This window comes from Ruegeria sp. CJ6, from assembly GCF_056536665.1.
Genome location: NZ_JBQFQB010000007.1, coordinates 144,553 through 158,143, shown reverse-complemented (window position 1 = coordinate 158,143; position 13,591 = coordinate 144,553). Strand labels below are relative to the sequence as shown.

The 13,591-nt window shown below is 59.1% G+C and carries 13 protein-coding genes and 1 tRNA gene; 4 read left to right on the top strand and 10 right to left on the bottom strand.

The window, feature by feature from the left end:
• Positions 1–118: 118 nt before the first annotated feature.
• Complete coding sequence (locus ACR0BT_RS18720) at positions 119–754, top strand: GNAT family N-acetyltransferase (RefSeq protein ID WP_170425435.1); 636 nt, start codon at positions 119–121, stop codon at positions 752–754.
• A 78-nt stretch (positions 755–832) separates the two neighbouring features.
• Positions 833–2,602 carry an adenylate/guanylate cyclase domain-containing protein gene (locus tag ACR0BT_RS18715; RefSeq protein WP_170407986.1) on the top strand — a complete coding sequence of 590 codons (1,770 nt, stop codon included), beginning with the start codon at positions 833–835 and terminating at the stop codon, positions 2,600–2,602.
• 27 nt (positions 2,603–2,629) lie between these two features.
• Here the strand turns inward: ACR0BT_RS18715 and ACR0BT_RS18710 are convergent, their stop codons facing one another.
• Positions 2,630–3,007, bottom strand: a complete 378-nt coding sequence (locus ACR0BT_RS18710) for a winged helix-turn-helix transcriptional regulator (RefSeq protein ID WP_170397987.1) — start codon at positions 3,005–3,007, stop codon at positions 2,630–2,632.
• A 181-nt stretch (positions 3,008–3,188) separates the two neighbouring features.
• Here ACR0BT_RS18710 and ACR0BT_RS18705 point away from each other — a divergent pair, with 181 nt between their 5' ends.
• Complete coding sequence (locus ACR0BT_RS18705; RefSeq protein ID WP_480763811.1) at positions 3,189–3,953, top strand: nuclear transport factor 2 family protein; 765 nt, start codon at positions 3,189–3,191, stop codon at positions 3,951–3,953.
• A 101-nt stretch (positions 3,954–4,054) separates the two neighbouring features.
• Here the strand turns inward: ACR0BT_RS18705 and ACR0BT_RS18700 are convergent, their stop codons facing one another.
• The 4 genes from ACR0BT_RS18700 to ACR0BT_RS18685 form a co-directional block, all read right to left on the bottom strand.
• Positions 4,055–4,975 (bottom strand): pentapeptide repeat-containing protein, encoded by a 921-nt coding sequence (locus ACR0BT_RS18700; protein ID WP_170397991.1) that lies wholly within the window; start codon positions 4,973–4,975, stop codon positions 4,055–4,057.
• Between the two features lie 137 nt (positions 4,976–5,112).
• Positions 5,113–6,423: a gluzincin family metallopeptidase gene (locus ACR0BT_RS18695; RefSeq protein WP_480737474.1), complete on the bottom strand. Its 1,311-nt coding sequence runs from the start codon at positions 6,421–6,423 to the stop codon at positions 5,113–5,115.
• Positions 6,424–6,435: 12 nt separating this feature from the next.
• Positions 6,436–7,773 (bottom strand): TfuA-like protein, encoded by a 1,338-nt coding sequence (locus ACR0BT_RS18690; protein WP_480763810.1) that lies wholly within the window; start codon positions 7,771–7,773, stop codon positions 6,436–6,438.
• A complete protein-coding gene (locus ACR0BT_RS18685) occupies positions 7,770–8,963 on the bottom strand; it encodes a YcaO-like family protein (RefSeq protein WP_480763809.1) in 1,194 nt (397 codons plus the stop codon). The genes ACR0BT_RS18690 and ACR0BT_RS18685 overlap by 4 nt, the downstream gene beginning before the upstream one ends.
• A 160-nt stretch (positions 8,964–9,123) precedes the next feature.
• Between ACR0BT_RS18685 and ACR0BT_RS18680 the strand changes: the two genes are divergently transcribed.
• A tRNA-Thr gene (locus ACR0BT_RS18680) sits at positions 9,124–9,199 on the top strand.
• A gap of 27 nt (positions 9,200–9,226) precedes the next feature.
• Here ACR0BT_RS18680 and ACR0BT_RS18675 read toward each other — a convergent pair.
• From ACR0BT_RS18675 to ACR0BT_RS18655, 5 genes are read right to left on the bottom strand one after another with little or no spacing between them, the layout of a single operon-like run.
• The gene (locus tag ACR0BT_RS18675) at positions 9,227–10,123 is read right to left on the bottom strand and encodes an FAD:protein FMN transferase (RefSeq protein ID WP_480562901.1); all 897 of its coding nucleotides are present in this window, start codon (positions 10,121–10,123) and stop codon (positions 9,227–9,229) included.
• A complete protein-coding gene (locus ACR0BT_RS18670) occupies positions 10,120–10,635 on the bottom strand; it encodes a nitrous oxide reductase accessory protein NosL (protein ID WP_170595018.1) in 516 nt (171 codons plus the stop codon). Before ACR0BT_RS18670 ends, ACR0BT_RS18675 begins: the two co-directional genes overlap by 4 nt.
• Positions 10,632–11,453: an ABC transporter permease gene (locus ACR0BT_RS18665; protein ID WP_480562902.1), complete on the bottom strand. Its 822-nt coding sequence runs from the start codon at positions 11,451–11,453 to the stop codon at positions 10,632–10,634. Before ACR0BT_RS18665 ends, ACR0BT_RS18670 begins: the two co-directional genes overlap by 4 nt.
• Entirely contained in the window at positions 11,450–12,343 is an 894-nt protein-coding gene (locus tag ACR0BT_RS18660) for an ABC transporter ATP-binding protein (protein ID WP_170398101.1), read from the bottom strand. The genes ACR0BT_RS18665 and ACR0BT_RS18660 overlap by 4 nt, the downstream gene beginning before the upstream one ends.
• Positions 12,333–13,589, bottom strand: a complete 1,257-nt coding sequence (locus ACR0BT_RS18655; protein WP_480562903.1) for a nitrous oxide reductase family maturation protein NosD — start codon at positions 13,587–13,589, stop codon at positions 12,333–12,335. Before ACR0BT_RS18655 ends, ACR0BT_RS18660 begins: the two co-directional genes overlap by 11 nt.
• Between the last annotated feature and the right edge of the window lie 2 nt (positions 13,590–13,591).

Sequence of the window (13,591 nt, the reverse complement as noted above, 5' to 3'; positions counted from 1 at the left end):
GTTCAGCGGGTAGCGGCCTACGGCTGCGTTGTGTGAACAACCTCTTATTGTTTCTGAAATTTTCGTGCTAGTATCCCGCGAATAGATTTTCAGAATTGTACTCGGAGGATATTTTCTCTTGCCCGATAGCTCACCCCGGTTGTTCAGATTGCGCCCTCTGGAAAAGGCGGATCTGGGAACAGTTGCGCGCTGGTTTCAGGATATCCATGACCTGGCACTGTTCGACCGAACGTCGCGCATTCCTCAGAACCTGGTACAGACCGAACAATATTGGGAAGACGCGATAAACACCTCAAAGGACTGCTGCAAATGCTGGTTCGCAATCGAATCTGACAGTGGTGATCTGGTGGGGATGACCGGGCTTGAAGCAATTTCCAGCGTCAACAGGGATGCGGTGGTTCCGGTTTTTGTCGACAAATCCATCCGTCGACATGGCGTGGCGGTGCGTTCGGTTGCGCTGATGCTGGATTTCGCATTCCGGCAATTGGGGCTGAACCGTATCACCTCGTATTACCGGGCCGACAATCACAGCAGCCGTGATCTGATCCAGCGAATCGGCTGTGAGATCGAGGGCACGATGCGTCAGGCCTGGTTCGCGGATGGGCAGTTCCATGACATGGTTGTCGTCGGCATGTTGAAGCAGGACTGGATCGCGCGTCGAGAGGTGCTCGCGCAGGAGTTAGGCACCCAAACAGTGGTCAGTTTTGATGCCTCTGGGTGGTCTTGGCCCCCCGATTCCGGTGCAGATACCTAAAATGTTACGTATTCTGAGTCATTTTTTGCTAAAACAGTCCTGTCGGATTCGACATGACAACACAATTGAGTATTGCCAGTGAACACGACCGGTTCGGACGCATCAATAAAACAGAAACTAGGCGCGGTGCTTTTTGCCGACGTTGTCGGCTATTCCCGCCTGATGAGCGAGAACGAGATGGATACGTATAACGCGTTGAAGTCTTTGCTTTCGCAGCTTGAATCGGCTTGCTCAAAGTATCAGGGCAAAATCATCGAAGTGCGCGGTGACGGCATTCTTGCCTTATTCGACACGGCGACCAGTGCGGTAGAGTTCAGCATCGAACTGCATCGGATCGCTGCGGAACATAATCAGGCGCGGGATGACGAGCACAACATCAAATTTCGCGCTGGCGTTCACATGGGCGAAGTTCTGATGGACGAACGCGGCATCCACGGTGACAACGTCAATATCGCTGCCCGCCTGCAGGAGATTGCCGAGCCAGAACGGGTTTATGTCAGCGCAGCCGTCTATGAACAGATCCGTAACCGCCTGCGCTATGGCTATGAATTCCTCGGTCCCAAGCAGCTCAAGAACATCATGTCTCCGGTCGCGACCTACTGTGTCCGAACCGAGGTCGAGGGTGCAACAATGGCCGCAACCCTACGTCCTGAGATGCAGCTGGAAGTGCTTGAAAGGCCCGATAACCCGTCGGTTGCGGTGCTGCCCTTTACTAGCCAAGGCGGGGATGAAGATGACAGCTGGGTCGCCGAAGGGCTGACCGACGACATCATCATGAACCTGTCCAAGTTCCGGAACCTGTTCATCATTGCCCGGAATTCCTCGTTCTTCTTCAAGACCCAGTCGATGTCGCCGCAAGAGGCCGCTCGGCGTCTGAACGTGCGCTATATCGCGCGCGGCAGTGTGCGCCGCTCGTCCAGTCGTATCCGGATCACGGCCGAGCTAATCGACGCCAACACCGAACGCACCATCTGGGGTGAACGGTTCGACCGTAAACTCGATGATATCTTCGACATCCTGGATGAGGTGACCGAGTGCATCGTTGCCGCCACTGCAGTCATGATCGAGTCGCATGAAAAGCTGCGCATGGTGCAGGCAATCCCGTCAGACCTGCGGGCTTATGGTTCGGTTCTGCAGGGGCAGCACCATATTTTCAAATACACCCGCAACGACAACCGCAAGGCGCAGCATTGCTACGAATCCGCGCTTGAGCGCGACGGCGGGTATGCACGGGCCGCGGCGGCGCTGTCACGCACGCTCAACATCGATTGGCGCTATTCATGGACCGAAGACCCAAACAGCGCGCTGGACAAGGCCCTGTCGCTGGCTCAGCGCGCGGTGGAGCTTGACCCCACAGACGCGCGCGGGTTTGGAGAGCTGGGCTATGTGCAGCTTTATCGTAAAGAGCATGACTCGGCGATCGAATCCTACAAACGCGCCCTGCAGCTTAACCCCAACGATGCGGACATGCATTCGGACTACGCCGATGCGCTGGCCCATTGGGGCGACAACGAAACCGCCATCAAACATCTGCAGCAGGCGATGCGCCTGAACCCCTATTTCCCCGATCAGTACCTGTGGCATCTGGGCGGGGCCTATTACAATCTCAAACGCTATGACGACGTGATCTCATGCGTGAACAAGATGAACAACCCGACCGAGGGGCAGCGCGTGCTGGCTGCCAGCTATGCCCATAAGGGCGAGCTGGAAATGGCCCGCCAAATCGCAGACAAACACCGCGCAGCGCATCCCAATTTCTCATTGTCGCGCTGGGCCAAGGTTCAGCCAGACCGCCTGTCCGACGACACGCAGCATTTTGTCGAGGGGCTCAAAAAGGCCGGGTTCTGAGCTGCTGCCCGATCTTGCCTATAAAAATCAACTCGCCTGTTCGCGGTCGAACTGCATGCGTAGTCGCCTGACTTCATCCATCTGCTCATGCGACCAGAAGACAAGCGGTTTCAGCATTTCAAGCAAGCTTCTGCCCAAAGGTGTCAATTCATAAGACACTGCCACTGGCGGTCCGGGATCGACGGTGCGGGTCAAATAACCATCGCGTTGCAACCCGCGCAGGTTTTCGGTCAACACACTTTGTGTGATGTCTCCGATACAGCGCTTGAGATCGCCAAAGCGTTTCGGCTCATCCTCCAGCGCAAGGATGATGATCATCCGCCATTTGCCCGTCACATTGGACAGTACGGAACGGATTGAGCAGTTGGAAGCTTCTGCCTTGTTGGCAACACCAATTGGTAGCATCTCAGTCTCTGGTATTGTTTTGAAACTTAATCGCACAATAGCGTCACCTTAGCTTCGGTACAACTCCCTGAAAATTCAGGCAGTAGCCTCAAGCATACCAGGTCATTTTAAAGTACGTAATTGAAATGTAGTATGGATTTGCTACCACGTATCCAGTAGATACGAATCACAGGAAATCAACATGTCCCCCAAAGAACTTGTAATCGCACTTTTTACGGCTGCCTTTGCTGAACATGATCCGGAGGCAGCGCTACAGCTCGTTACCCCGGACTATATTCAGCACAACCCGCAAGTCCCGACCGGAGCCGAAGGCCTGGCCGGCCTGATCCCTTTGGTCGAACAATCCGGGATGACTGCAACTACCCACCGGGTCATCACCGAGGGCGATATGGTTGTATTGCACAGCACGTTCGACAACGCGGACGCTTTTGGTGCACCGACCCTCGCCGCCTTTGACATATTCCGCGTCGAGAATGGCAAAGTTGCTGAACATTGGGACAATTTGCAGCCCGTTCCCGAAACAACAGTGTCGGGCCGTGGCATGACAGATGGGCCGACCGAGATCACCGATCTTGAGAAAACAGAAGAAAACAAGGCGCTGGTTCTGGGGTTTGTGCGTGACGTTCTGGGCGGTGCCGCGCCCGAGAAAGCTCCGATGTATTCCGAGGTCTATATGCAGCACAATCCAATGCTTGCCGATGGGATCGATGGCCTGATCGAGGGCACCAAAGCCTGGGCAGAGCAGGGGAATGTGATCACCAAATTCGAGCCGCAGATTGTGGTGGCCGAAGGCAACTTTGTCTTTGTCGCCTCAGATGCCACCGTCAGAGGGAACCCTTGGGCCTTCTTCGACCTATGGCGCGTCGAAGATGGAAAGATCGTTGAACATTGGGACGTCGTTTCGCCTACGCCAGCCGAAATGGCGCACGAAAACGGCAAGTTCTGATCTTCGAAAGGGATGGCGGGTCAGGCATAAATGGCCCGCCAACCCAAAGCAGACGTTGGAATAAAACCAAACGTCAATCGGTCAGGATCATTTCAACCTTCCTATTCACCACGTGCCTTTGCGCCGCTGACTTTGGCACCTGACACCTTAGCACCGGACACCTTGGCCCCGCTGACCTTCGCGCCCGAGACCTTGGCCCCGCTCACCTTGGCGCCCGAGACCTTGGCTCCGGACATCATCGGTGCGTCATACTCAAAATAGACGTCCAGCAGCACGTCTTCGATCTGACCGGCTGCGATATCCATGCGGATGGTGTAATCGGCCTGATCGTAGTTCCAGACGCGAATATCATTGGCCATCTGGTAATCCGCTGCCGCGACGCCCGAAACCGAGGGGTTCATCGGCGCGCGTGCGGCCTGTTGCGTGGTGTCCGGCGCGTTAGCGTCATTGCTGGTCTGCAGCTTGAAGCCATGGGGCAGGTTGCCACCCGTCGCGCTCTCGCCTTCGCCATGCACCAGAAAGATCGTGGGTTCCGGCATCTCGTAATAGGTGCCGTCATAGGCGAAGCCGTAAATCCGGGCCAGTCGTGCATCGCCTCCGAACTGGTCCCCGATGAAATTATTGACGCCGCGACCCCTCCGGCGGCCATCCTGTTCGATGAACAGCTGCTCCGAGTGACGGTTCGCGATCTGCTGCCAGTGGGTATGTTTGAACTGACGTCCGCGACGGATGTAGACAAACGAGTCGTGCGGAACCTTCTTCCGCTTGTCGAACTTGAACTTATCGCCGTCCTTGATGACCTTGTAGATGCCGGACTTTTCGTTTGCCGCATCCCCGACCTGGACCAGAACACGATCGTCTTCCCGGACATGTACGCCGTCGATTTTGGTGAATTTCTTACTGAAGTCGTAGTCTTCCTCAACCTCTTCGGCCAACCGGACCGAGCGTTGTTTCAGTTTTAAATCACTTAACTCTCGCCCAAACAGTAATACCTCGGAAAAACTGAGTAAGGACTCAGACATATCACTTTCTCCCTATCGGGGGTCGACGCTGCCGATTGCCTCGCCTGTCCCGGTTTGCGCATTCAGTGCGCGTTGAATGTCACTATTATCACCCCGTGCGCGTAACCTGCCACAATAGCGGGGGAAAAACAAAGACTTTAAGGTTCATTCACCTCGGGTGACAGCGTACGAACCGACGCGGCATGGCTCGTGCCGTCGGGCTTGGTCAAACGGGGGCCGGGCGCTGTCAAACCGATGTGGCGCATGCGGAAATTGCCTTCGATAATCTGCCGGAATGCGCCGCCGGTGACCTCGTGATCGACCATGACCAAGGCGCGTTCAACGCCGAAGTAGCTCAGCATATCGGGGTCCAATTTCTCCCACGCATCTGCAAGATAGGACCCCAGCAAATCACGCGCTTCGATCAGGGCAACCCGAAAGCCTTCGGGGTCGGCTGCGTAATGTTCGTCGAACAGGTCCTGCATGATCGCATTGTATTCGTCGGTCCCTTCCAACTCGTCCGAGAGCTCCTCCATCTCCGGGTCGATCACGTCATGTGCTACCAGTCGTTCGTGGTAGATATCGACCAGAATATCGAACATCGCCCCGGTCAGTGGTTCCGACAGGGCGTGTTCGCTGGACCATCCATGCGAGAATTCAGAAAGCGTCCGGTCATTGGCGGCGATCCGGATTTGCGAGTTCTGCGACAGCTCGGCAAAGCGGCTCAGCCGGTTATAAGTATAAAGGTTGCCGCGTGTGTTTTTCAGCAATTCATCCACGACCGAGCCGAAATGCAGCGACGCCAACAGCGCCACCATATCGGCCGCCGATTCATGGAACCCATAATATTCGCCGGTCGCATCCTCTTCGGATGGCATGCCGACCACGCTGTAGATGATGGCATGGCCGATCTCATGCGCGACCACATCGAAGTTCAGGCTGTAGGGGCGGTATTCGTCACCGATATCGCGAGTGCCACCGGTTTCCAGAAATCCCCAACCGATATGCGCGTTATCTAGACTTGGCAGCAACGATAGCTCAAGCCGCTCGAAATCACGCGCGAAATGCCAGGGGATCGGGCGATTAAAATAGCCCTCCCACACATCCATGGTGAAATGGGCCGCTCCGAACAGATGGGCGGCTTCAAAGGCCGGGTCCTCGGGATCGATATGGATGAAATTGCCAAACTCATCGGGCTCGGGCGGCGGCAGGATATAGCCGTCCCATGCGGGCAGATACATCTCGGGGCCGTCTTCACCCTCGATTATCGCGCCATAGGGGGTCGTTTTGTCGACCGGGTACATCGCATACATGCGGGGGCCCGATGGGCCTGGGCCTATGGTCCCTTGCGGGGCCGATATTTCGACCAGTTCGGGCTTGGAATTCGGCTCTAAAAAGGGCGATTGCGGATATAGTAAGAACCGCGTGCCGGGGGGGTCATTCTCTGAATAGTCGGGCCAGATTGCCAATTTTCCCTCCCGTTATCCGCCGGCGTGCAGACCGGCTGCCAATCCGGCCTCTTGGTCAACCGGATCGCCACCAGCTTGGCAAAACATGAACTCGGCGGCAATCAAATCAACCAAGGTATCGCGCCCCTCAAGGCCAAGCCCGATCGCGTAGGAGTCAAGATCATCCGGCACCCTCTGGTCAAGACGTGTTTCAAAATACCAGATCAAGGCGCGCGTCCGGGTTGCAGCGTTGCTTTGATCCGGCAACAGCGCCGCTTTGCGCTGCGCCCGGTCGCGCAACGCGCTGTAGTCGCCCGAGCGTCGAAGCTCGGTCAGCAAAGCGGCATCCATTGTCTCGGCCAGCGTCTGGATTGCGATTTCGATACGGGATTTGTCAGCCAGCATCGCCTCGTACTGCACAAGGGTCAGGTCATTTTCTTCCAGCCATTCGAGTAAATCCGCGTGGCGGGGCAGTCTGGCCTCCAGCCGATGCTCTGTCATTTGCTTGACCACGGCGTTTTTATCCGGCTCCAAACCCTGTCGGCGGGTCTCGTCCTTAGACAGCAAGCCTAACGCTGCGCGATCACGCAGATGCGCGTAGAGAACCGGATCAAGCCGCAGCTCATCCACTAGCGCCCGCGCCTCGCTATCCTGTTGTGCGGCTTCCCCATCCACACGGGCGCAGAGGTCACGCCAGACCAGCGTCCGTTCGGTGCGATGTGCGTCTGACACATTCGTTCCAGCATTCAGAAAGTGGGCCATCTCAGCCAGCATCGCGCGGGCGTCGTCCCCTTTCGCATCCACCTGCCCGTCGGGTAACCATCGTAGAAAGGGTTGCGGGTCAGAAGTGCCCTCAAGGATGCGATCCCAAACCCGGTCACGGTAGTGCAGGTTTTTCGCCTTTTGCTGCAACGCGTCGCCCGTCTCTGACGACAACACACCCGCTGTCTTGGCTTGCGCAATGGTGGCGCGGATCGAGACCATAGGCTCGCTCAGCGGTGGAAAGCCAAGCTCGGCAGGGCCGTGCAGCACCGCCACCTCGTCATCATCTTCGATGGCACCATTCAGGTAACCCTCAAAAATCTGGCCGATCCCGATCATCCCGAAATCCGCCAGCTCTGCCGCGCGCAGCGCACCCATGCTGGCACTGCCAAAGACCGGTATACCTTGCTCCAAGGCCCACAGGATTTCCTTGTGCCAGACCGAGGGCACCCCGTCGAAATACCCGTCTATAATCCCGATCGCACGCGGCTTTTCCCCCACTGCCCGATACACATCGCCCTGCTGAACCGGGGGCAGGATAGTGGCGTTCAGATGTTCGCGTACGGCTTCGGCCCGTAGCGTCGGCCCGACAAAAACAACCACACTCATGACATCACCGCTCGCGCACGGGGGCCTGCGACAAAGTCGGGATCGTCATGGGGCGCTTCCAAGCCCGGTATCACCGCGCGCACCACTGCGATGTCAATTTCGGGTCGCGACAGATCAACAGTGACCACCTGATCTATGCCTGCCTCGGACAGGCGCGCCAGCAACAAAGACAGGTCATCCGTGAAAGATCCGGTCACGTAGGTTGGGCATTCGGTGAAATCACCGATAGGCGCCGAGCCATCGATCAGTTCGCGGATGTATCCGCTGCGCCAGTTCCGGGCAGTGTCCGAGAACTCTTCCGGGTCCAGATCATCCCGCGCGCCCGAGATATAGGTCAACCGTGTTTGCGCCGCCTCGGTCAGCGCCCGCAGCAGGGCAATGGCGCGATCCGGGTGGCAGCCGTCGCCGATGCCGATATGGCCCGTCGTGCTTCCGCCCTCACAGATCGCGCAGCGAAAGCTGGCGATGCCGATGTCCGAGGTCGTTTCCCAGATTCCCAAATCCAGCCCCGCCGCAGTAATCTGTTCCATCGCCTCAAGGCAACGCGGGTCGTCCACTGTACGGGGATCAACACGCGGGGTTGCGCCCCGGTGGTGCCACAGCGTTGTGGCGTCACGCTCGATCAACTCGCAGATCGCGTGGCAACTGGCTTCGGTCAGGTTGTTGCCGGACGCCAGCCCGTTTGTCGTTCGCGGAAACGCCCGCTGCCCAGCCACGGGCGAGGTGGTATAATCGGTGTCCACCATCTCATACGGCACCCAGCAGGGCTGGCCCGAGGGCAGATCGCGCCCCAGCACCCACAGTATCGCCTGATGAGGGTCGAACTGCCCGCCGGTGACGCTGGGCAGACGGTCGGCATCGACCACATACTCCACCGCCAGATCAGCAAAGCTGGACAGCCGTAGCGGCAGTTCGATCCGCTCTGCGTGCCAGGATTCAATCGCTTCCATCACGCCCGAAGCCCGGGCTGCGCTCAGCGACAGCCCCTTGCCCAGCGACACCGCGACCGAGCGCGAGTTTGGCCGCGTCACCATCACTGTCGGCAATCCAACCCGGTCCAGTCCCGTCAGGTTGGCGATCCGGGTTATGCCCATCTGCTTGAGGAATGGTTTGACGATGGCCAGGGTCTCTTCCGGGTCGCGCAGCCGGTGGGTGTCTAGCACATAAGACTTCTGCGAATTCCCGGACATCCAAATGACCTTGCCAAATATCTGATAAACCACCGTAACCCGCCGGGCGGATCATGTTGGCGTCAGGATGCGGGATGAATGCGTAGTGGTCAACCGCGCACCGGCCCGGCAATCCACGCTTGCATGACCCGCGCGCTGCCGTTAAACGAGCTTCCGCATCGCCTCAATAGCTCAGCTGGTAGAGCAGGTCCTTCGTAAGGACAAGGTCGGGGGTTCGAGTCCCTCTTGAGGCACCATCCCCTTACGACAAGCTTTACCCGAGTTCAGATACTCATCTCGATACGCGCGCCCGGAAAACGCGATATCAGCGCGTTTGCTTTGGCACGTGGGGTCAGGCATAGGGCGGTTGAGAGCCCGTCTGCCAATGCTGCCTGTGAGGCTGAGATTGATACAGCCTGATAGGGCGCACCCAACCCCTTTGGGTTCAGGATATGCCCCTGATCGCCCTGCAGCATGGTGCCTTCGGGGGCCGAGGTTGCGACGGCGCGGTCCTGCAGTGTGATCCGTTTGGCGACAGCACCGTCGGGCTTGGCCAGCCCGACGCGCCACGGCTCGCCATTACTCCGCTGGCCAAGGGCGGCGACCTCGCCCATATCCACCAGCACATCGCGCAGATCGAAGGATCGCATCAAAGCGGCAATCCGGTCAGTGATCGCACCTTGAGCAATCCCGTTCAGGGTAATCGCCGAGCGTCCGGGATGCGGCAGGCGGATCTCACCGGCGCTTACGTGAACCTTGTCCCAACCAATCGTCTGGCGTGCACGTTCCACCTGCGGCCCCGCCGCGCCACTGGCGAGTGCTAGCCACAGCGGCTGGATCGTCGGATCAAACGCCCCGCCCGAAGCGTCGTGAAGCGTGGTACACAGGCTCAGCACCTCCAGCAGCTCAGGCGCCGGGGTGACCAGGTGGCCGATCCGGTTAAGCTGACTGATCTGCGAGTACGTCCGGTAGAGGCTGAATATATTCTCCAGCCGATTCAGCTCTGCCTCGACCGCAGCAAAGATCGGCGCGGCCTGTGCGTCCGTCGAGCCTTCCAGCCTCAGGCTGGCGGGTGCGCCCAGCGCGATACCGCGCCATTGGGCGACGTTGCCAGCAGCGGCGGGTACGGCGGCGCAGGCGGCTGAGATGGCCAGGAAACGGCGGCGGGTCAGAATGGTCATGCGGGGGTCTCCAGCGCGAGGTCCAGATCGACGGGGCCCAGCACTTCGGCATCGGGAATATCAGACAGTGGCAGGGCGGCGCCGCCATATTCGGCAATGAACGCCTCTGCCGCAGCGGGGTCGCCAAAGGGCACGACTTCTCGCGCACCCATGCCACCGGCCACATCGGCGCCGACGACAAAGGTCGCACCATCGGCTGCGATCCAGTTGGAAATCCCCGGTTGCCGCCAGCTGGGCGCGACGCTCATGTCACTGACATAGGCAGCGGTGATCTTGGCGTCACGTTCGGGGCTTTTCAGATAGGCCAGCATGTCGCGCACCTGCGCAAAGAACAAAGGCGCGGGATAGCCTTCCAGATGGATCTGCCCTTTGGGCCCGCCATGTTCCGCGATGTTCATCTGGCAGAAATAACTCAGCGCATCCGGGGTGAGATCAACCGGGTCGGGGGCCTCGGCCACCTCTTCTTTGCAGGCCGTCAACGCGACCAGAGCGATCAGGGCTAGGTATCTCATGGCTCAACTCTCCGAAATGCGAGACGCGCAAGGGCAAAGCCTAGCACCGGCCAGATCAGCAGCGAGGCGGGCGCGGCCCAGACCGGCAGGGCCTGCGCCGCCCCGGTCATGCCCGAGGCTATCGCGACGCCCTCGGTTGCGGCGATGTTCCACAAACGGAATGCGTCGGCCGGGTTGGCCACCATCACCCACGGAAAGACGGATTGGGTGAAGGTGCCGCCCTTGTCCATGACGACGGCCCCCAACAGGCCCAGATCATAGAGGACGACAAAAACCAGCCAGAGCCCGGCCGACAAACCTGCCGCCGCCGTGGCCCCCTTTGCCAGGGCGGACAGCAAGTATCCAAGAGCCAGAAAGACAGCGCCCAGCAGGATAGATGTGAGGATCAGGCGGACCAGAGCCATCAGGCTTTCCGGACCCGCGCCGCCAAAGAAGGCGGCCACTGCGCCTGCGGTGCCGAAACCGACGGTCATGGCGAAGGCCAAAGCGGCCAGATGGGCGGTGAACTTGCCGAGCAGGATTTCTCCGCGCCCCGCCGGGTAGGACAGCAGCAGCGACAGGCTGCCGCGATCCACGTCGCCGGCGATGGCGTCAAAGGCGATCATCAGCGCCAGCAGCGGCGCAAGATAGACCGACAGCGTGGTCATCGAGGCCACCGAAACGGTCAGCATGTCGACGCCTAAAGTGCCCGTTGGTGCGCTGCCTGCAAAGGTCAGCGCCAAGGCGAACAGAACCATGATCAGTGTTGCGACCAGCAGCCAGCGGTTGCGACGCAGGATCAGCATTTCTGTGCGGGTGATGGCGAGGAAGCGGGTCATTGCAAATCCTCCTGTGCGTAGTGGCGATAGAGGTCTTCCAGCTTGGGCGGGGTCATTTCCACATCCGCCACAGCGTCGCCCAATCCGGCGATCCGGCGCAGCGCCTCCATCTTGTCTTCGGGTGCGCAGAGCAATTCAACGGATGCCCCATTGATCCGGTTGCCACCCAGTTCGGCGGCCAGCACATCAGGATTGGCACTGGCGCGCACCTTCAGGCGGATCGGCAGACCGGCCAGAGCCGACAGATTGTTCAGCGTGTCATCAGCGACCATCCGGCCCTTGCGCATGATGGCGATGCGATCAGTACGGGCCTCGACCTCGGTCAGCGCATGGCTGGCAATTAGAACGGCTGTGCCTTGGGCAGCCAGCTCGTCGATGATGGCATAAAGGTCCTGCCGCGAGATCGGGTCCAGCCCGCTTGTCGGCTCATCCAGCAAGGCCACTTTCGGCTGACCCAGCAGCACCTGCGCCAGACCCAAACGTTGCCGCATGCCTTTGGAATAGGTGCCGATCCGACGGTCCAATGCGTCGCTGAGACCAACGCGCTCCAACAGGCCAAGCACGTCGGCCTTTGCACCTGAAAGCTGCGCAAACAGGGTCAACTGCTCGCGCCCCGTCAAGGCGGGATGAAATGACACCGCTTCGGGCAGATAGGCCGTCTCGCGACGCGCCTGAGCACTACCGGGGGTGGCGTCTCCGATCCGAATGGCTCCGCCATGGATCGGCGTCAGGCCGAGGATGGATTTGATCAGGGTCGACTTACCCGCGCCGTTATGGCCCAGCAGCGCAACGCGCTGACCGGGGGCAAGAGACAGGGTGATATCATCAAGAACGCGGGTTTTTCCACGGTCCTTGAGAACATGGTCGATTGACAGGGCCTTATCCGTCATGAGGCACCTTTTTCATAGCTGGGGGTTCAGGGGCTTGCATCAATGGGTTGCTGTCCATCACACCCCCCGGCAACAGCGCCGGGAAGGCCGATTGAGACCAGCGCACCAGCTGCACGGCAGGGGAGCCGAGCAACAATTTTGCTGAGGGTTGGGTCCACAGCACATGGTCCATACTGTCATTGGGGCGATAGGGGGCATCGGCAATGCCGTTGCCATCCACATCATAAGCGGCGAAATCGGACCAGTAGTTGCCGCGCCCGTCTTCGGACCACTCGACCCATTTGGTCGAGACGTATTTCACCTGCGTCCGGTTCCCGATGAATGAATTGCCAACGATGCGGTTGCGCTCGCTGCCAGCGGTAAAGTGGATGCCGATGCCGCATCCCTCAAACCAGTTATCGGTGAACTCGTTCTTGTTCGAGTTATAGAGGAAGGTGCATTTCTCTTTCGCACCTTTCACAACGTTTCCGGTGATGGTGCTTTTGTTGGCATAGTTCAGCATGACGCCATGTTCGCGGTCACCGATCGAGACGTTATTGGCCACGGTCACATTGGTCGTGAACATCACCGCGTAGCCCAGATCATTGCCGATCGAGACGTTGTCGCTGACCACCGAATTGTCGGCATACATGTAATGCACGGCAAAACGCAGATCGCGAAACAGGTTGCCGGTGAAGGTGTTCTTCTTCGACGAGTTTACAAAGATTCCGTCGCGGCCATAGCGAATATCGTTGTCCTCAACCACCGCACCCGGCGCGTTCCAGACATAGACGCCATTGCCGCGCTCGTTCATGCGTTGGTCTTGCCGTCCTTCGATCCGGTTGCCCCGGACGATGCTGTCCTTCGCCCCGTGGATGTCGATGCCATAGAGATTGCCCAGCAGCACATTGTCTTCGACCACCGGCGCATGGGCCGTCTTGGTCAACTGAATGCCGCTGTCGATCCCGTCATGGTCCGAGCCCGATCCGATCACCGTCAGCCCGCGCACGGTCACACCCGGCCCGGTCACGGTGATGACGCTGCCTTCGCCTTGTCCGTCGATGGTGGCCTGTCCCAGCCCGTCAATCGTGACGGGCCGGTCCAGAACCAGCGTTTCTGTGTAAACGCCGGGGCTCAGGCGGAGGGTGTCCCCATCCGCCGCCTGCGCCAGTATCTCGTTGATGGCCCCTGCCCGGTTGGGCACATCCCAATCCGCCGCCCAAAGGGGCGAGCCGAGCAGGAGCGGTATGAGCAGGGACCAACGCATGG